At 70.8% G+C, this 17,774-nt stretch carries 16 protein-coding genes; 7 read left to right on the plus strand and 9 right to left on the minus strand.

The annotated features are described in order from the left end of the window. Positions 1-22: 22 nt before the first annotated feature. A complete protein-coding gene (locus AC1DPN_RS11875; protein WP_477084943.1) occupies positions 23-436 on the minus strand; it encodes an Rv2175c family DNA-binding protein in 414 nt (137 codons plus the stop codon). A 143-nt stretch (positions 437-579) separates the two neighbouring features. Between AC1DPN_RS11875 and AC1DPN_RS11880 the strand changes: the two genes are divergently transcribed. Together AC1DPN_RS11880 and pknB are read left to right on the plus strand one after the other, a co-directional pair. Continuing rightward, positions 580-1,731: a lytic transglycosylase gene (locus AC1DPN_RS11880; RefSeq protein ID WP_477084944.1), complete on the plus strand. Its 1,152-nt coding sequence runs from the start codon at positions 580-582 to the stop codon at positions 1,729-1,731. Between the two features lie 31 nt (positions 1,732-1,762). After that, positions 1,763-3,793, plus strand: a complete 2,031-nt coding sequence (gene pknB, locus AC1DPN_RS11885; protein ID WP_477084945.1) for a Stk1 family PASTA domain-containing Ser/Thr kinase — start codon at positions 1,763-1,765, stop codon at positions 3,791-3,793. 54 nt (positions 3,794-3,847) lie between these two features. Here the strand turns inward: pknB and AC1DPN_RS11890 are convergent, their stop codons facing one another. The 3 genes from AC1DPN_RS11890 to AC1DPN_RS11900 form a co-directional block, all read right to left on the minus strand. Then, positions 3,848-5,203, minus strand: coding sequence for a class II 3-deoxy-7-phosphoheptulonate synthase (locus AC1DPN_RS11890; protein WP_477084946.1), 1,356 nt, complete (start codon positions 5,201-5,203; stop codon positions 3,848-3,850). Continuing rightward, positions 5,200-6,420, minus strand: a complete 1,221-nt coding sequence (locus AC1DPN_RS11895; RefSeq protein ID WP_477084947.1) for a pyrophosphate--fructose-6-phosphate 1-phosphotransferase — start codon at positions 6,418-6,420, stop codon at positions 5,200-5,202. Before AC1DPN_RS11895 ends, AC1DPN_RS11890 begins: the two co-directional genes overlap by 4 nt. A gap of 94 nt (positions 6,421-6,514) precedes the next feature. Next, complete coding sequence (locus AC1DPN_RS11900; protein ID WP_477084948.1) at positions 6,515-7,315, minus strand: lysophospholipid acyltransferase family protein; 801 nt, start codon at positions 7,313-7,315, stop codon at positions 6,515-6,517. Between the two features lie 113 nt (positions 7,316-7,428). Here AC1DPN_RS11900 and AC1DPN_RS11905 point away from each other — a divergent pair, with 113 nt between their 5' ends. After that, positions 7,429-7,983 carry a hypothetical protein gene (locus AC1DPN_RS11905; RefSeq protein ID WP_477084949.1) on the plus strand — a complete coding sequence of 185 codons (555 nt, stop codon included), beginning with the start codon at positions 7,429-7,431 and terminating at the stop codon, positions 7,981-7,983. Positions 7,984-7,996: 13 nt separating this feature from the next. Here AC1DPN_RS11905 and AC1DPN_RS11910 read toward each other — a convergent pair whose 3' ends face one another. Further along, a complete protein-coding gene (locus tag AC1DPN_RS11910; RefSeq protein ID WP_477084950.1) occupies positions 7,997-8,941 on the minus strand; it encodes an ROK family glucokinase in 945 nt (314 codons plus the stop codon). 209 nt (positions 8,942-9,150) lie between these two features. Between AC1DPN_RS11910 and AC1DPN_RS11915 the strand changes: the two genes are divergently transcribed. Continuing rightward, positions 9,151-10,965 (plus strand): AMP-dependent synthetase/ligase, encoded by a 1,815-nt coding sequence (locus tag AC1DPN_RS11915; RefSeq protein WP_477084951.1) that lies wholly within the window; start codon positions 9,151-9,153, stop codon positions 10,963-10,965. 3 nt (positions 10,966-10,968) lie between these two features. On the opposite strand, the gene AC1DPN_RS11920 is transcribed toward AC1DPN_RS11915, so the two are convergent. Further along, positions 10,969-11,271, minus strand: a complete 303-nt coding sequence (locus AC1DPN_RS11920) for a hypothetical protein (protein WP_477084952.1) — start codon at positions 11,269-11,271, stop codon at positions 10,969-10,971. A 37-nt stretch (positions 11,272-11,308) separates the two neighbouring features. Continuing rightward, the gene (locus tag AC1DPN_RS11925; protein ID WP_477084953.1) at positions 11,309-12,607 is read right to left on the minus strand and encodes an NYN domain-containing protein; all 1,299 of its coding nucleotides are present in this window, start codon (positions 12,605-12,607) and stop codon (positions 11,309-11,311) included. Between the two features lie 90 nt (positions 12,608-12,697). Between AC1DPN_RS11925 and AC1DPN_RS11930 the strand changes: the two genes are divergently transcribed. Beyond that, on the plus strand, positions 12,698-14,590 hold the full coding sequence (locus AC1DPN_RS11930; RefSeq protein ID WP_477084954.1) for a DEDD exonuclease domain-containing protein: 1,893 nt from the start codon (positions 12,698-12,700) through the stop codon (positions 14,588-14,590). A gap of 8 nt (positions 14,591-14,598) precedes the next feature. Beyond that, the gene (locus tag AC1DPN_RS11935) at positions 14,599-14,880 is read left to right on the plus strand and encodes an Lrp/AsnC family transcriptional regulator (protein ID WP_477084955.1); all 282 of its coding nucleotides are present in this window, start codon (positions 14,599-14,601) and stop codon (positions 14,878-14,880) included. A 404-nt stretch (positions 14,881-15,284) separates the two neighbouring features. On the opposite strand, the gene trpD is transcribed toward AC1DPN_RS11935, so the two are convergent. Both trpD and AC1DPN_RS11945 read right to left on the minus strand, forming a co-directional pair. Then, on the minus strand, positions 15,285-16,331 hold the full coding sequence (gene trpD, locus AC1DPN_RS11940) for an anthranilate phosphoribosyltransferase (RefSeq protein ID WP_477084956.1): 1,047 nt from the start codon (positions 16,329-16,331) through the stop codon (positions 15,285-15,287). Then, positions 16,328-16,756 carry a response regulator transcription factor gene (locus AC1DPN_RS11945; RefSeq protein WP_477084957.1) on the minus strand — a complete coding sequence of 143 codons (429 nt, stop codon included), beginning with the start codon at positions 16,754-16,756 and terminating at the stop codon, positions 16,328-16,330. Before AC1DPN_RS11945 ends, trpD begins: the two co-directional genes overlap by 4 nt. Positions 16,757-17,065: 309 nt before the next feature. On the opposite strand from AC1DPN_RS11945, the gene ctaE reads away from it, so the two are divergent. Continuing rightward, positions 17,066-17,713: an aa3-type cytochrome oxidase subunit III gene (gene ctaE, locus AC1DPN_RS11950; protein ID WP_477084958.1), complete on the plus strand. Its 648-nt coding sequence runs from the start codon at positions 17,066-17,068 to the stop codon at positions 17,711-17,713. The last annotated feature ends 61 nt before the right edge of the window (positions 17,714-17,774 follow it).

The following is a 17,774-nucleotide window of genomic DNA, read 5'->3' on the forward strand; positions in this document are numbered from 1 at the left end:
TCAGCCCGAACGCACGGACGGGCTAGAGCTCGGCAGCGGCGAGCCGACGGATCTCCGTCTTGCGGCCGGCCCGCAGAGCATCGATCGGCGTGCCCGGCAGCGCCTCCTGCTCGGTGAACAGCCACTCGATCGCGTCCTCGTCGGAGAAGCCGGCGTCGGAGAGCACGGTGAGCGTTCCCTGGAGCGAGGCGAGCACCGTCCACGGCTCGTGCTCGTCCGGCGCGGTGGGCTGCGCGGGGTTCGCCAGGTGACCAGGAACGAGGAACGCCGCCGGGATCGAGAACACGCGCGGGTCCCCCCGACGCGTGCCGACGACACGGCGCTCCTGGACGATGCGGCGGACCTTCGACGGTTCGGTGCCGAGCCGGTCGGCGACGTCGGGGACGGTGAGCCACTCACCTACGAGCTGGTCGAGGACGTCTGCTGATGCGTTCACCCGACCAGAGTACGCAACCGGGAATTACACCCCGGCAATTCCCCCGCGCGCTTTCCAGGTCGGATTCCGTGGGCTACCGTCACTTTTTGTCACTCCTGTCACACAGGAAACTTTTGTTAACTTCTGCAACACGAGGTGTCGCCATGTCCCAGTCCGCCGCAGCCCGTTCCGTCGGGCTCCGCCGCGCCGCCACCGGGACGGGCGCGCTCGCGCTCGCCGCGGTCGCAGCCACGGCGACGGGTGGCGTCGCCCACGCCGACGAGCAGTACACGGTCCGGTCGGGCGACACCGTCAGCCACATCGCCGTCCGGAGCGGCACCACGGTGAGCGCCATCGCCCGGGCCAACGCCCTGGCCGACGTCTCGCGCATCCGGATCGGGCAGGTCCTGACCGTCCCGACCGGCACGACCGCTCCGGCCGCTGCCCCGGCGGCGACCCGCGCCGCCGCCACCGGGTACACCGTCGTCGCCGGTGACACCGTCGGACGGATCGCCGCCCGGCACGGGACCACGGTCCAGGCGATCGTCTCGGCCAACGGCCTGAACGCTCGCGCACTGATCCGCGTGGGCCAGACCCTGACCGTCCCGGGCGCGGCAACGGCGGCAGCCCCGGCACCGGCAGCCGTCGCAGCGGCGCGCAGCACGACCGCCTACGTCGTGCGGTCCGGCGACACCGTCTCCGCCATCGCCACGAGGTTCGGCAGCTCCGTAGCGACGATCGTCGCCGCGAACGGCCTGGACCAGCGCGCCCTGATCCGCATCGGCCAGACGCTCTCCGTCCCCGGCGCCAGCACGTCGCCGGCTCCGGCCTCCGTCGGCAACACCTTCGCTGGGCGCACCTACGCGGACCACGTGGTCGCCGCCGCCAACGCGAACCTCACGACGCTCAAGAGCGCATCCGTGCCGACGAAGGCGCAGATGCAGGCGAAGGTCGCCGCGACCGCGCGAGCGATGGGCGTCGACCCGGCGCTCGCCCAGGCCGTGGCGTTCCAGGAGTCGGGCTTCAACCACGCCGTGGTCTCGCCGGCGAACGCCATCGGCACCATGCAGGTCATCCCCACCTCGGGCGAGTGGGCGTCCCAGCTCGTCGGCCGCCCGCTCAACCTCGTCGATCCTGACGACAATGTCGTCGCCGGTGTCGCCATCCTGCGCACCCTGGTCAGGAACGCTCCTGACCTGCCGACCGCGATCGCGGGCTACTACCAGGGCGCGTCGTCGGTGAAGCGCAACGGCATGTTCGCGGACACGCGCCGGTACGTCGCCAACGTGCAGACGCACATGACCCGCTTCCGCTGAGTGAAGCACCTGCGCCCGTAGACTCCTGCGCGTGGGAACAACCGTCACCGATCCGCTCGTCGGCCGCCTGGTCGACAGCCGGTACGAAGTTGTGTCCCGAATCGCGCGGGGCGGCATGGCGACCGTGTACCTCGCCGTGGACCGTCGGCTGGACCGCGACGTCGCGCTGAAGGTCATGCACGCGCACCTCGCGGAGGGCGCGTCCGGCTCCGACTTCGTCGCACGTTTCCGACGCGAGGCGCGCACCGCGGCCCGCCTGACGCACCCCGGCCTGGTCGCCGTGTACGACCAGGGCGTCGACGGCGAGACCAGCTACCTGACGATGGAGTACATCGACGGGTCGAACCTGCGCCGCTACCTCGGCGAGCGAGGCGCTCTGACGGTCGGCGACGCGCTGCGGATCGGCGAGTGCGTGCTCGACGCCCTGTCCACGGCACACCGCGGCGAGCTCGTGCACCGCGACATCAAGCCCGAGAACGTCCTGCTGGCCACCGACGGTCGCGTCAAGCTCGCCGACTTCGGTCTCGCCCGGGCGGTCACGGAGGTCACCTCGACGACGACCGGGACCGTGCTCGGCACCGTCGCCTATCTCGCGCCGGAGCTCGTCACTCGCGGGGTCAGTGACGCCCGCACCGACGTCTACGCGTGCGGCGTGCTGCTGTTCGAGATGCTCACCGGGCGCCAGCCGTTCACCGGCGAGACGCCGATCCAGGTTGCGTTCCAGCACGTCAACAATGACGTCCCAGCGCCGTCCGAGCTCGTCGACTGGCTGCCCATCGAGGTGGACGAGCTCGTGCGGTCGCTCGCCGCCCGGGATCCCGAGGACCGACCGATCGACGCGGGTGCCGCGCTCGCCCTCCTCCGTCGCACGCGGCTCGCCCTCGACGAGGAGACCCTCGACCGTCATGCGGGCGTCACGCCATCGATCGTGCTCCCGGCAGCAACGGATCCCGACGAGACCGACCTGAGCACCGGCCAGACGACGACAGACGTCGCGGACGAGGACGAGGACGCGCTCGACCCGGACCACGCGGAGACGACGAAGTTCGACGCCGCAGACGCGCGCGGCGCCACCGTCGCCCTGCCGATCGGCCTGGGTGTGCGCCCAGGGGAGCTCGCGACGGGCGCAACCCCGCCGGCGAGACAACGCCACCGAACGCGGTGGATCGTCGCGCTCGCGGCACTCGCCGCTCTGATCGGCGGCGGCGCCTGGTGGTACGCGCAGTTCGGCCCTGGGGCGTTCACGACGGTGCCCACGATCGTCGGCCAGGACCAGGAGCACGCGCTCGAGATCCTTGACCACGCCGGGCTGGACGGATCGCCGTCGTCGGCGTTCGACGACGCGGCGCCGAAGGGCGAGGTCTTCGCGACGGAGCCGGGAGAGGCGAGTCGCATCCGCAAGGGTGGCACCGTGGCCTTCACGGTGTCCAAGGGGCCGGATCTCGTCGTCGTCCCCGATGGAGTCGTCAACGAGATGCAGGCTGACGCCGAGAAGGCGCTGAAGAATGCTGGCCTGGGGGTCGATTACGGCCTGCCTGCGAACAGCGACGACGTGATCAAGGGAGCGGTCGTCAGCGCGAAGCTGCCTGACGGCTCCGACGCGAAGCCGGCCGCGAGCGTCACCAGGGGCACCATCGTGACGCTGGTGATCTCGGACGGACCCGCCGCCATCAAGATCACCTCGATCGTCGGTCTGACGGTCGAGCAGGCGACCGCGACCGTCGAGGTCGACGCGCTGAAGATCGCGCCGACCGAGGTGTTCAGCAACGCCGTCCCCAAGGGCATCATCATCGACCAGGACCCCGCTGCCGGTGTCGACGGACACCGCACAGACACGGTCAAGGTGAACGTCTCGAAGGGTCCGGAGCTCCTGCCGCTGCCCAACACCTACGGCAAGAACGTGAAGGACGCCCAGGCGCAGCTCGAGGTCGCCGGATTCGTCGTGAACGTCGTCCAGCCGCAGGGGATCTCGCCGCTGAACATCGTCTACTCGCAGAACCCTGGCGGCGGAGACGGCAAGACGGCGCCGCGCGGCGCGACGATCACGCTCTCGATCTTCTGACGAGAGCGTGGCGCCGACCGCTCGTTCAGGTCCGGCGGCGTCGGAGCCGAGCCGTCAGCTGGCGGCGCGCAGCAGCTCGACGACCTGGAATGCCATCTCCAGCGACTGCTGGTGGTTCAGGCGCGGGTCGACGAGCGTCTCGTAGCGACGTGCCAGGCCCTCGTCGTCGATCTCCTCGGTGCCACCGAGCACCTCGGTGACGTCGTCACCCGTGAGCTCGATGTGCAGCCCCCCGGGAACGGTGCCCAGAGCGCGGTGCACCTCGAAGAAGCCGGCAACCTCGTCCATGACGTCGGAGAACCGACGCGTCTTGTAGCCGCTCGCGGACGTGATCCCGTTGCCGTGCATCGGGTCGCACACCCAGGTGACGGGACGACCGTCCGCGGTCACCTTCTCGACGAGGGCCGGCAGCAGGTCGCGGACCTTGCCGGCGCCCATGCGCGTGATGAAGGTGATGCGCCCGGCCTCGCCGCTCGGGTTGAGCTTGTCGATGAGCGCGAGCGCGTCGTCTCCGGTGGTCGTCGGGCCCAGCTTGATGCCCAGCGGGTTCTGCACGCGCGAGAAGTAGTCCACGTGCGCGCCGTCGAGCTGTCGCGTCCGCTCACCGATCCAGACGAAGTGTCCCGAGCAGTCGTACGGCAGTCCGGTCCGAGAGTCGATCCGCGTCAGCGGCCGCTCGTAGTCGAGCAGCAGACCCTCGTGGCTCGCGAAGAACTCCACCGTGCGCAGCGCGTCGAAGTCGGCACCGCACGCGGCCATGAACCGGATGGCGCGATCGATCTCGGCGGCGATCTCCTCGTAGCGGGAGTAGGCCGGGTTCGCCATGAAGCCGCGGTTCCACTCGTGCACACGCAGCAGCGACGCGAAGCCGCCCGTGGTGAATGCGCGGATCAGGTTCAGCGTCGACGAGGACGTGTGGTACGCCTCGAGCAGCCGCTGCGGATCCGGTGTGCGGGCCTCGGGCGTGAACTCGAAACCGTTGATGATGTCGCCTCGGAAGGCCGGCAGCGTGACGCCGTCTCGGGTCTCCGAGTCCGACGAGCGGGGCTTGGCGTACTGCCCGGCCATCCGGCCCATCTTGATGACGGGCAGGCTCGCGCCGTAGGTCAGGACGACCGCCATCTGCAGGATCGTCTTGATCTTGTTCCGGATGTTGTCCGCGGTCGCCTCGCCGAACGTCTCGGCGCAGTCACCGCCCTGGAGCAGGAACGCCTCACCGCGACCTGCCGCGGCCAGCTGTGAGCGCAGCGCGTCGGCCTCCCCCGCGAACACGAGGGGCGGGACGGTCGCCAGCTTGGACGTCACCCGCGCGAGTGCTGCGGCGTCGGGCCACTGCGGCTGCTGGACAGGAGACATCGACCGCCAGGCGTCGAGACCGGCGACAACCTGAGGGTCGGGCTCGACGGTCACGAGTGGCTCGCCGGAGCGAGATCCTGGCCGATGTCCGCGAGCAGCTCGGCGAACCACGGCTGGGACACGTCGAACGCCTTGCCGCCGGCGATGCGCGGGAACTCGATCGCGCGCAGCACGTCGCCCTGCTCCTCGTCGTGACCGATGACGCCCGACTCGCCGCGGAGTGCGCACTCGACAGCCAGGTCGGTCATGGACTTGATGAGACGCAGGTCGGCCGCGTTCGCGGCAGCGGCGCGCGAGTAGTAGCCGGACTTCTGGACCATGACCTTCTCGGCGCCCAGCTTCTCCGCGAACTGCTTGGCGAACCACTGGCCCGGGTTGATCGTGTCGAGGCGCACGTGTCCGAACGCGTCCCGGAGGACCTCGGTGCCCGAGGACTCGAGCTGGTCGACGATCTCGTGCATGCCGGCACCCTCGGAGAGGAAGATGTTGACGTTGCCCTGCGAGTCCATGACCTGCTTGAGGCGCGCGGCCTCCGCGTCGATGTCGAGCGCCAGCTCGGGCAGGAACACGGCATGGATGTCCCATCGCTCGCGCGTCAGGCCGATCCCGGGGACCCACTCCTGCGTGTCGAGCCACTTGCGGTAGTCGGCAGCGGCGGCAGCCGTCAGCCACCCGCAGTGCCGGCCCATGACCTCGTGGACGATGAGCATGCGGGGGCCCGAGCGGTGCTCGCCGATGATGTTCGCGGCGAACCCGGCGGCCTCCTCGGCAGCGGTCCACGCGCCGAGGGACTGCTTGATCGGCACGACGTCGTTGTCGATCGTCTTGGGCAGGCCGACGACGGTCAGCTCGTAGCCGTTGTCGTGCAGGTACGCCGCGAGGTCCGCAGCGGTCGTGTTCGTGTCGTCGCCACCGATCGTGTGCAGCACGTCGACGCCGTCAGCCTTGAGCCGCTCGGCCGCGACCTGCAGCGGGTCCTCGCCCTCCTGCACGAGGCCCCGCTTGACGCAGTCGGCCGCGTTCGTGAGCTTGACGCGCGAGTTGCCGATGGGCGAGCCGCCGAACTTGTGCAGGATGCCGGCCTTCGCGCGCGTCTCGTCGTCGATGACGATCTTGTCGCCGCGCAGCAGCCCGTAGTACCCGTGCTCGTAGGCGATGATCTCGATGTCGGGAGCGATCTCCGTGTAGCGCTCGATCAGCCCACCGACGGCGGACGACAGGCACGGAGCGAAGCCGCCTGCGGTCAGGAGAGCGACGCGACGAACCGACATGAAACACACCTCTCGTTGAAACCTGTGGCGCTGGTCCCTGTGGGGACCGCCCGGACGCCCGTCCGGGCGCATGGCCGGCTCGATGCCGACCGGGTCATCCTACTGACGTCTCGGACTCCCCCTCGGGCGGGACCGGAACCTGGACGTCCGGGACCGGTCGACCACCGGGGGCGGCCGGGAGATGGTCCGCGGCGTCACCAGCAGCAGCCGGGTGCCCGGTCGCGATGCGCGCCTTCTGTGTCGCCGCGTACACGTCGACGTACTCCTGCCCGGACAGAGCCATGATCGCGTACATGATCTCGTCGGTCACCGAACGCAGGATGAACCGGTCGTTCTCCATGCCCTGGTAGCGACTGAAGTCGAGCGGCTCGCCGATGACCGTGCCGATCCGCATCACCTTCGGGATCCGTCGCCCGGGCGGCTGCGCCACGTCCGTGCCGACCATGGCAACCGGGACGACCGGCGCGCCGGACTCGAGTGCCAGCCGGGCGATGCCCGTCTTGCCGCGGTAGAGCCGGCCGTCGGGGCTGCGCGTTCCCTCGGGGTAGATGCCGAACAGGTCGCCGTCGCTCAGTCGTCGCAGACCGGTCCGCAGGGCCGCCTCGCTCGCCTTGCCGCCACCCCGGTCGACCGGGATGGTGCCGACGCCGCGCATGAACCCCGCAGTCAACCGACCCTTGATCCCCGACCCGGTGAAGTACTCCTGCTTGCCGATGAAGACGAGCTCACGATCGAGGACCAGCGGCAGAAAGAACGAGTCGATGACGGCGAGGTGGTTGCTGGCGAGGATCGCACCACCCTCCTCGGGCACGTTCTCGGCGCCACGCACCCACGGACGGTAGATCAGGTGCAGCAGCGGACCGACGAACACCCGCTTCATCAACCAGTAGAACAACGGTTCACCTCTCGACCCGACCCACGGACTGTGCGCTCACCCGAGCCAGAGCTCGCACGTGCCCAGCACGCACGTGCCACGCCGACCGCTCGGGACGACTCTAGAGTGCTCTCATGGCACCTCGCCCCGACGACCCCGACGACGGAGTCCCGCCGCAGGGCGCGGACGTGCCCGACGAGGGCGTCCCGCAGACCGACGAGGACGTCTGGAAGGGCATCGTCGAGCGGCTCGGTGACATCGCCGACTACGACGGGAAAGCCGATCCGGAGGCCGATGCGGCGGCCGAGAGCAAGCCGGGGCTCGACTTCCCGGTCGCGCCGTGGGTGGCCGAGCGACGCGTCGTGCGACCCGCGAACGACCTGTCCGGCCGCGACTGGGAGGGCTCGTCCCAGTTCGACGATGCCGAGGCCGCCGTCGACGCCGACGAGCACTTCGTCCCGCCGGACCCCGGCCCGGTGCTCGGCGGCGACCCGCTGCTCACCATGGCGTGGATCGCGGCGGCCGGCATGCCGATCTTCCTGCTGATCGTCCTGATCGCGTGGCCGTCGGCACCGACCGCCGTCATCCAGGCGGCAGGCGTCGTGTTCGTGCTGGGCGTCGGCGTGCTGCTGTGGCGCATGCCCAACCGACGCGACCCCGATGACGACGGCACAGGCGCCATCGTCTGACACGAGTCGCAGGTCAGACCCGCGCAAGGTCGGCGGCGCCGACCATGCCGGCGTCGTTGCCCATCGAGGCCACCACGAACGCGGCCTCGGGACGGTGTCCCCTGGCGGAGAGCTGCTCGGCGAAGCCGCGGCGCGCCGACGTGAGGAGAAGGTCCCCCGCCGCGGCGACGCCTCCGCCGATGACGATCAGCGCGGGGTCGAGCAGGGCCGTGGCGGACGCGGCGCCTTCACCGATCCACCTGCCGAGCTCCGCGAGGAGCTCGACCGCGAGCGGGTCGCCGTCCTGGGCCGCCTGCGTGATCTGGGGGCCCGTGAGCTTCTCCGCGTCCCCGCCCGCGAGCTCGAGCAGCCGTGCAGCACGGTCGGGCTGGACGACCACGGTGGCCTGCGCGTCGCGCACGAGTGCCCTGCCGGACGCGTACTGCTCCCAGCAGCCCTCGTGGCCGCAGCCGCAGTAGTGCCCACCGGGGACGACGCGCATGTGTCCGACCTCCGCGGCAACGCCCCACGCGCCACGCACCAGCTTGCCGTCGGTCACGATCGCGCCACCCAGGCCGGTGCCGACCGTGAGCATGAGCATGTCGTCGACGTCGCGCCCCGCGCCGAACCGGAACTCGGCCCACCCTGCAGCGTTGGCGTCGTTCTCGACGACGATCGTGACGTCGTCCGGCACGAGTGCTGCCACACGATCGCGCAGCGGGTAGTCGCGCCACGCGATGTTCGGGGCGAACAGGACCGACGACCGGTCGGCGGACACGAACCCGGCGGCCGCCAGACCCATCGCCGTGACGTCGTACGACTCGCTCAGCTCGGTGTAGACGTCGGCGATGGCCTTGTCGATCCCGGCCGCGTCGTCGGGTGACGTGTCACGCCGAGTCTGCGCGAGGATGGAACCGTCCTCGTCGACGACTCCCGCCGCGATCTTGGTCCCGCCGATGTCCACACCGATGGCGTGCATGTTCTCGTTGCTCCTACGCGCTCGTACCCGTCGTCGCTACCGTCCGGTGCGGCCCCTCAGGCTAGCCGCCCGGCAGACTGTCGGCGTGCACCCGTCCATCGGTCGCTCGCCGTTCCGACGCGAGCGTACTGATGGGTAACTTGCCGTCGAGCGCGCCGCTCGTCCCGTATCCTCATCGCACACTTCGCCCCACTGTCACTGGAGCCAGCATGGACGAGTTCCACACCCCCTTGCGTCTTGAGGTCAATCCCTCGAGCAACCTCAACGATCTGCTTGCTGAGCGAGTCACGGGGACCCCCGACCGCGTCGTCGTCGAGCACAAGACCCAGGCCGACGGGCCGTGGATCCCTTTGACCGCGCAGGAGTTCGACGCGGAGATCGTCGCGGTGGCGAAGGGCCTGGTCGCCCGGGGCGTCGAGCCCGGCGACCGCGTCGGGATCATGTCCCACACGCGCTACGAGTGGTCGCTGCTCGACTGGGCCGTGTGGGCCGTCGGGGCCGTGCCCGTGCCGCTGTACGAGACGTCCTCCGCCGAGCAGGTGCTGTGGATCCTCACCGACGCGGACGTATCGTTCCTCGTCGTCGAGACCGCCCAGCACGCCGCCACCGTCGCGGAGGTCAGCGCCGACGCGCCGAACCTGCGTGAGGTGCTGCTGCTCGACGCGGGTGCGATCGAGACGCTCCTGGCGGACGCCGACTCCGTGACCGACGCCGAGATCGCCCGACGACGCAGTCTCGCGAGCCTGTCCGACATCGCCACCGTCATCTACACCTCGGGCACGACCGGACGGCCCAAGGGCGTCGAGCTGACGCACGGCAACTTCTACGAGCTGACGGTCAACGCTGTCGCCGACCTGTACGAGGTCGTCGGCGAACCGGGCGCACGGACGCTGCTCTTCATGCCGCTGGCCCACGTGTTCGCGCGCTTCATCGAGGTCCTCTGCATCCCCGCCGGTGCTGTGCTCGGCCACACGCCGGACACGCGCACGCTCATCGAGGACCTGGCGTCGTTCCGGCCCACGTTCATCCTTGCTGTGCCCCGGGTGTTCGAGAAGGTCTACAACTCGGCCGAGCAGAAGGCTGCCGCGGGCGGGAAGAGCCCGATCTTCCAGCGAGCAGTCAAGACGTCGATCGTCTACTCGCGAGCCCTCGACACCCCCCGCGGGCCGAGTCCGTGGCTCCGGCTGCAGCACAAGGTCGCGGACGTGCTGGTGCTCAAGCGCCTGCGTGCCGCCCTCGGCGGGAACGCGCGGTACGCCATCTCCGGCGGCGCGCCCCTGGGCGAGCGTCTCGGCCACTTCTACCGCGGTCTCGGGCTCAACGTCCTCGAGGGCTACGGCCTGACCGAGACCACCGCACCCGCGACCGTCAACCGCCCCGGCAAGGGCACCAAGATCGGCACGGTCGGCACCCCTATGCCCGGCACGTCGATCCGGATCGCCGAGGACGGCGAGATCGAGGTCAAGGGCATCCCCGTGTTCCGCGGGTACCACGCCAACGATGCCGCGACGCAGGAGTCGCTCGTCGACGGATGGTTCCGGACAGGCGACCTCGGCTCCCTCGACGACGAGGGCTACCTGCGGATCACCGGGCGCAAGAAGGAGATCATCGTCACGGCCGGCGGCAAGAACGTGGCCCCCGCGGTGCTCGAGGACCGTCTTCGCGCCCACCCGCTCATCAGCCAGGTGGTCGTCGTGGGAGACCAGCGCCCGTTCATCGGTGCCCTCATCACGCTCGACCCCGAGGGTCTGCCGGGGTGGCTCACCGCTCACGGCAAGCCCGACATGACCCTTGCCGACGCCGCCAAGGACGCCGACGTCCTGGCGTCGCTGGACCTGGCCGTGGAGAAGGCGAACAAGGCCGTCTCCCGGGCCGAGTCGGTGCGCAAGTACCGGATCCTCGAGGAAGACCTCACGATCGCCAACGGCTACCTCACGCCGAAGCTCAGCATCCGCCGCGCGCAGGTGCTCAAGGACTTCGCCGGTGAGGTCGACGCCCTGTACTCCACGCCGGGCGGCGAGTAGCAGTCAGATCGCCCGCACCATCCGCAGCGGCGGCACCAGCCCTGACGCTGCGAGCACCCCGATCGCCTGCTGCTCAGCCGCGTCCAGCTCGACCGGACGCGGCTGAGCCTGGCCCGGAACGGTCGAGCTCACCACCCGCACCGCGCGGTCGGCTGCCGGGCCGTGCACGTCGCCGGACGTTCGATCGACCGGAGGACCCGCAGCGGCACGGACGGGGACCGTACGGACCGGGATGGTCAGGAACGTGACGACGCAGTCCGCGCACGCTGCGCCGCGCACCGTGCAGGTGTCGCAGTCGATGATCATGCGGCGGACGCTAGCGACCACCACCGACACTGCCCGCTCAGAGGCGCTGCAGCCGAGCGACGAGCGTCCGGGACGGCACCACCCACGCTCCGGCGGCCTCGACGTCCCGGGCCACCTCCTGGTCGCTCGTCACGACGACGAGCACGCGGCCGGGCGGCTCAGCATGCACGAGCCTGCGGATCAGGTCGTCGGCGATCTCCCCGACCGCGAACATCACGCGGACGCCTCGGGCATAGCCCGCCGTCGACCCTTGCCCCTCCTGCCCGTCGAAGCACACCGTGACCTCGGCGCCGGTCCGCGCGGCGACGCCGGCGAGACCGTCGGCCAGGCGGCGACGCTGCTCGGCGAGCGTCAGGTCCCCGAAGCCGGTCTTCGAGACGTTGTACCCGTCGACCAGCAGGTGCGCCCACGGTTGCCGGAGCAGCTCCTCGAGCAGCGCCGGATCGTCGACCGACCTGCCGCGCGAGCCCGGCCGCGCCGCGACGCGATCTCCGTCCGGTCCGACGAGGTCGGCGGGGCGCTCCGCGGCCGGCGGCAGCGCGAGCTCGGAACGCAGACCGCTGGCCGCGTCGACGATGGTGTCCAGCAGGAGCCGCACCCGCGCGTCGGCGAGCTTGCGAGCGGCACGCAGCTCGGCACGGGCGGCAGTGCGCTCCGCGACCGACGCACGACGCTCGTCCAGGGCCGTCCGCAGGTCCTCGGCAGCACGCGACTGCGCGAGCTCGGCCGCGTCGAGCACGGCTCTGGCCTCGTCGGAGGCCTTGCGGCCCTCGCTGCGCGCGCGGTCCGCGTCCGAGCGCAGCCTGCGTAGCTCGCGCTGCAGCGCGGCGAGCTGCTCGCGTGCCGCACGAGCGTCCTCCGTCGCGACCGAGACGTCGGCACGCAGCTGGTCCGCTTCGGCCTGCGCCCGGACGAGTCCGGCCTTCAGCTGATGCCCGTCGGCGTCCTCTTTCGGCGTCACGTCCGGCGGCACCAGGCTGCGCCACTCCGGTGAACCGAGGAGCCACGCACCGGTCGCGGCCTGCACCGACCGGCCGGCGGCGGCTTCGTTGACCTGCGCGGCGAGATCGGGGTTCGCCTGCGCCCACACGCGGGCGACGCTGCTGCGGAAGCGGTCCTCGTGCACCAGGGCCGTCCAGAGAGGGCCGGCGCCGGAGGTAGCCCGACGACGCGGGGCGAACCGGTGTACGGCCCGCAACGATGCGGGGACCTCGAGGGTCTCGAACGTGCCGAGTGCATCTGAGGCCAGCTGGACGAGGGCGGAGCGCACGGCGGGCGGGACATCGGACCGGTCGTCGGGCTCGCTCGGGGCGTCCTCGAGGTCGGTGCCGGTCACCCCAGCACCTTAGGCGTTGCACGGAACACCCGGCGGTCGGGCCGGTGCGGCACCGGGGTCGTGTCGGTGACCGTCGGTAACGTCCGCCCCATGTCGTCCGTCCGCCGCCTGCGCCCCGTGTGGGCGGACGCCACCCCGGCGCCGGACGCGCGGCCGCACCAGCCCACTCTGGACGACCTCGGCACACGGCTGTCGGACGTCACGTTCGTCGTCGTCGACCTCGAGACGACCGGAGGCACGCCCGCGGACTGCGCGATCACCGAGATCGGCGCGGTCAAGGTACGCGGCGGCGAGGTGCTCGGAGAGTTCCAGACGCTCGTAGACCCGGGCGGTCCGGTCCCCCCGTTCATCCAGGTCCTCACAGGCATCACCACGACGATGCTGATCGGCGCACCGCCCATCGAGGAGGTCCTGCCGAGCTTCCTGGAGTTCTCCCGCGGCGCGGTCCTGGTCGCGCACAACGCGCCGTTCGACATCGGCTTCCTCAAGGCCGCGGCCGCGAAGACCGGTCATGCCTGGCCGGGCAACAAGGTGCTCGACACGGTGCGCCTCGCCCGACGGGTGGTGACGCGCGACGAGGCGCCCAACCACAAGCTCTCGACACTCGCCAACCTTTTCCACGCGACCGTGACCCCCAACCACCGAGCCCTCTCGGACGCGCAGGCCACCGTCGACGTGCTGCACGCGCTCCTGTCGCGGCTCGCGCCTCTCGGGATCACCCATCTCGAGGACCTCGCCACCGCGACTGACCCCGTCCCCCAGGACGTGCGCCGCAAGCGGACCCTGGCCGACGGGCTGCCCGACTCCCCCGGCGTGTACCTGTTCCGTGGGCCGGGCGACGAGGTGCTGTACGTCGGCACGTCGACGACGTCCGTGCGACAGCGCGTCCGCAGCTACTTCACGTCCGCGGAGAAGCGTGGCCGGATGATCGAGATGGTGCGCGTCGCGCACCGGGTCGACCCCATCCCCTGCGCCACGCCGCTCGAGGCCCGCGTGCGCGAGCTACGGCTGATCGCCGCCCACTCTCCCCGCTACAACCGCCGGTCGCGCTTCCCCGAGCGCATGCCCTGGGTCCGGCTGACGTCGGAGCCGTACCCGCGGCTGTCGGTGGTGCGAGACGTCAAGGCCGACGACGGCGCGACGTACATCGGACCGTTCGCCTCGGCCAAGACGGCCCAGCTCGCTCTCGACGCATTGCACGAGACGTTCCCGATCCGGCAATGCACCAGGCGACTCCCGCTCGTCGCACCCGTCGGCGCGTCGGCGTGCGTGCTCGCCGAGATGGGAAAGTGCAGCGCACCCTGCATCGGCCACGAGGTCGCACCGGACTACGCAGCGGTGATCGAGCAGGTGCGTCACGCCATGCTGGCCGACGCGGACCTGGTCGTCGGTGCGCATGCGGACCGGATCGACTGGCTGGTGGAACAGGAGCGGTTCGAGGAGGCGGCCACGGTCCGCGACCGGCTGGGCGCGTTCCTGCGCGGTGCGTCGCGCGCGCAGCGGTTCGCACCGCTGTCCGCCTGCTCGGAGCTCGTCGCGGCGCGCCGGACCGATGACGGTGGCTGGGAGCTCGTGCTCGTCCGGTACGGCCGTCTTGCGGGCACGGCACGTGTCGACCGACGCACCGACCCACGGCCCGTGATCGAGACCCTGCAGGCGTCGGGCGAGCACGTCGAGGCGCCTGTCGCTCCGGCACCCGCCGCGCACCCGGAGGAGACCGACCTGGTGCTCACGTGGCTCGACCAGCCCGGGGTGCGGCTGGTCGAGGTAGCGAGCACGTGGGCGTACCCGCTGCGTTCGGCTCAGCGCCTGCGCGACCCGGCGGCAGCGGTCGCGACCGTCACTCGCTCGACCCCGCGACCGATCGTCCTGCATCCTGCCGAGACGCGCGGCGAGCGTCCCCCTGCCGTCCTCACGGGCGACCTCGACGACGTCGACGCGCAGGTCATCCCTCTGAGCATCCGTCGCCCACGCACGGCATGATGGCGAGCATGCTCACCGCCATCGTGCTCATCGACTCGGACGCCGCACGGATCCCGGAGGTCGCCGCAGCGATCGCCGAGATCTCGGGCGTCAGCGAGGTCTACTCCGTCACCGGCGAGGTCGACCTCGTCGCCATGGTCCGTGTCCGCGAGCACGACGACCTCGCCGACGTGATCGCCGACAAGATCAGCAAGGTCGAGGGTGTGCTGCGCACGCAGACGTACATCGCGTTCCGCACCTACAGCCAGCACGACCTGGAGCAGGCGTTCTCGTTGGGGCTCGAGGACTGACGGAGGCCTGAGCCGGAGTGCAGCGGAGGGTGGGGCGCGCCAGCGCACCCGCTCGCAGCGGAACGCAGGCTCGGGCCGACCAACAGGGCTGGGCCTGAGCCGGAGTGCAGCGGAGGGTGGGGGCGCGCCAGCGCACCCGCTCGCAGCGGAACGCAGGCTCGGGCCGACCAACAGGGCTGGGCCTGAGCCGGAGTGCAGCGGAAGGTGGGGGCGCGCCAGCGCACCCGCTCGCAGCGGAACGCAGGCTCGGGCCGACCAACAAGGCCGGACCCGGCCTGAGCCGGAGTGCAGCGGAGGGTGGGGCGCGCCAGCGCACCCGCCCGCAGCGGAACGCAGGCTCAGGCCGACCAACAAGCACAGGTGTGAAACCCGGCCACTGCGACTGACTAGTCCGGACGCCGCCCTCAGCCCGCGCTGGCAGCCCGCCAACGCGCCAGGACGTCCGCGGCACGCCCGCTGTCCAGCGACTCGCGGGCGTGCCCGCTGGCGGCGACGAACCGCTCCTCGAGCGTCCCGGACGACGTCCCGGACAGGGTCCCGTCGGCGACGAGCGCCGCGGCGGTGTTGAGCACGACGGTCTCGCGGACCGGACCCTGCTCGCCTGCCAGGAGCCGACGGGCGACGTCGGCGTTGTAGTCGGCCTTGGCACCACGCAGCGACTCGAGCTCGATCCTGGCGACGCCGAGGTCGGCCCAGTCCACGACGGACTCCTGGACGGCTCCGTCACGAACTTCCCAGATGCGGGTGGGGCCCGTGGGCGCGATCTCGTCGAGACCGTCCTCGCCGCGGAACACCAGCGCGCTGGAGCCCCGGCCCGCGAGCACGCCAGCCATCAGCGGGGCCATCCGCGCGTCGGCCACGCCGATCGCGCCGGACCTCGGCTGCGCGGGATTGGTGAGCGGACCAAGGAAGTTGAACGCGGTCCCGATGCCCAGCTCGCTGCGCGCGGGCGCCGTGTGTCGGAACGACGGGTGGAACACCTGCGCGAAGCAGAAGGTGATGCCGACCTCGGTGGCCAGCTCGGCGACGCGCGCCGGCGGGTGGTCGAGCCTGATGCCGAGCGCCTCGAGCACGTCGGCAGATCCCGAGGACGACGATGCCGCGCGGTTGCCGTGCTTGACGACGGTCAGCCCGGCACCGGCCACGACGAGTGCGGACATCGTCGAGATGTTGACGGTGTGGGAGCGGTCACCGCCCGTGCCGACGATGTCGATGGTGCGCCCGGGGACGGAGATCCGGATGGCGTGCTGCAGCATCGTGTCGGCGAGGCTCATCAGCTCGGTGACGGTCTCGCCCTTGGTCTTCAAGGCGATGAGGAACGCAGCGACCCGAGGCGTCGACGCCTCGCCGCTCATGATCTCGCCCATCGCCCACGCGGTCTGCTCGGCCGTGAGGTCCTGCCGGTCGACGAGAGTGGCGAACAGGTCCGACCAGGTCGGAGCGTCGGTCATCGGGCGACGGCCCGCGCCTCGAGGAGTGCCGCGACGGCGGCGTGCAGCTCGACGGGGTCGATGGGTCGGCTCACGACGGCCTCCGCGTTCGACCAGGATGCCAGCCACGCGTCCTGCGGACGTCCGGTCAGCACGAGGATCGGGGGGCAGCGGTAGATCTCGTCCTTGAGCTGACGCGCAAGCCCCATGCCGCCGACCTTGTCGGCCTCGCCGTCGAGGATCAGCAGGTCGAGCCCGCCGGCCTCGGTGCTGGTGATGACGGCAGGCGCTGTCGCCACCTCGACCCACTCGATGTCCGGCGCGCCGCGGCGCAGACGACGCCCGACAGCCAGTCGCACCTGCTCGCGGGCGTCGACGTGGTCGCTGTACAGCAGGATCCGCGGTGCCGGGAGGTCGGCTGCGTTCTCGGGCTTGCCCGTGCTCATGGAGGTCCTCACTCATCGTCGACGTGCGTCCGAGGGAATCTTGGCACGGGTCGGGCGACCCGGTGAGGCACCACGCGTTCCGGTCCCGTGAACGCATAGCACGAGCATCCCGACGCGCCGGTCGGTGACCGCGTCCACGAGCGCCGGCGCGTGCCTCGAGGGGGGCTCAGCGGTCCGCGCCAACCGCATGATCGTGCGGTCCCGAGGCCTCCGCGGCTCGCGCGCGCGGGCACGGATCCTGACGGTGTGACATTTACCTGTCGACGCTCCGCATCTTCAATGGCCCATCGCGGGGTCCCTTCCGCCATAATGGCGAACGTGTCGACCGCAACGGCTGCCCCCCGCACCAGCCCACACGTGAGCGTGAACCGACCGAACCCAGTTTCGGTAGGCACGATCGTGTGGCTGGCCAGCGAGCTCATGTTCTTCGCAGGCCTCTTCGCCATGTACTTCACGCTGCGATCTGCGGCCCCGGAGGAATGGACCTTCTGGACCCAGAAGCTGAACATCACGTTCGCCGCGGCCAACACCACGGTGCTCGTGCTGTCCTCGTTCACCTGCCAGGCCGGCGTGTTCGCGGCCGAGCGTTTCCAGCCTGTGCGCAGCGGTTCGCTGCTGAACGTGCGGCGCTGGGGCATGAACGAGTGGATGACCCTGACGTACCTGATGGGCGCCGTGTTCGTCGCCGGTCAGATCTACGAGTACGCGAGCCTGGTGCGGGAAGGCCTGACGCTGTCGTCGAGCCCGTACGGCTCGGTGTTCTACCTGACCACCGGCTTCCACGGACTGCACGTGCTCGGCGGCCTGATCGCCTTCATCTTCCTGCTCGGTCGGTCGTTCACCGCCAAGCGGTTCGGTCACCACGAGGCGACCACCGGCATCGTCGTGTCGTACTACTGGCACTTCGTCGACGTCGTCTGGATCGCACTCTTCGCGATGATCTACCTGCTCAAGTAGCAGCCGGCGGGCCTCGTCGCCCGCCACCACCCCATGTTCCCAACGTGCGAGACGAGGATCG

Source organism: Cellulomonas sp. P4_H4, from assembly GCF_056400865.1.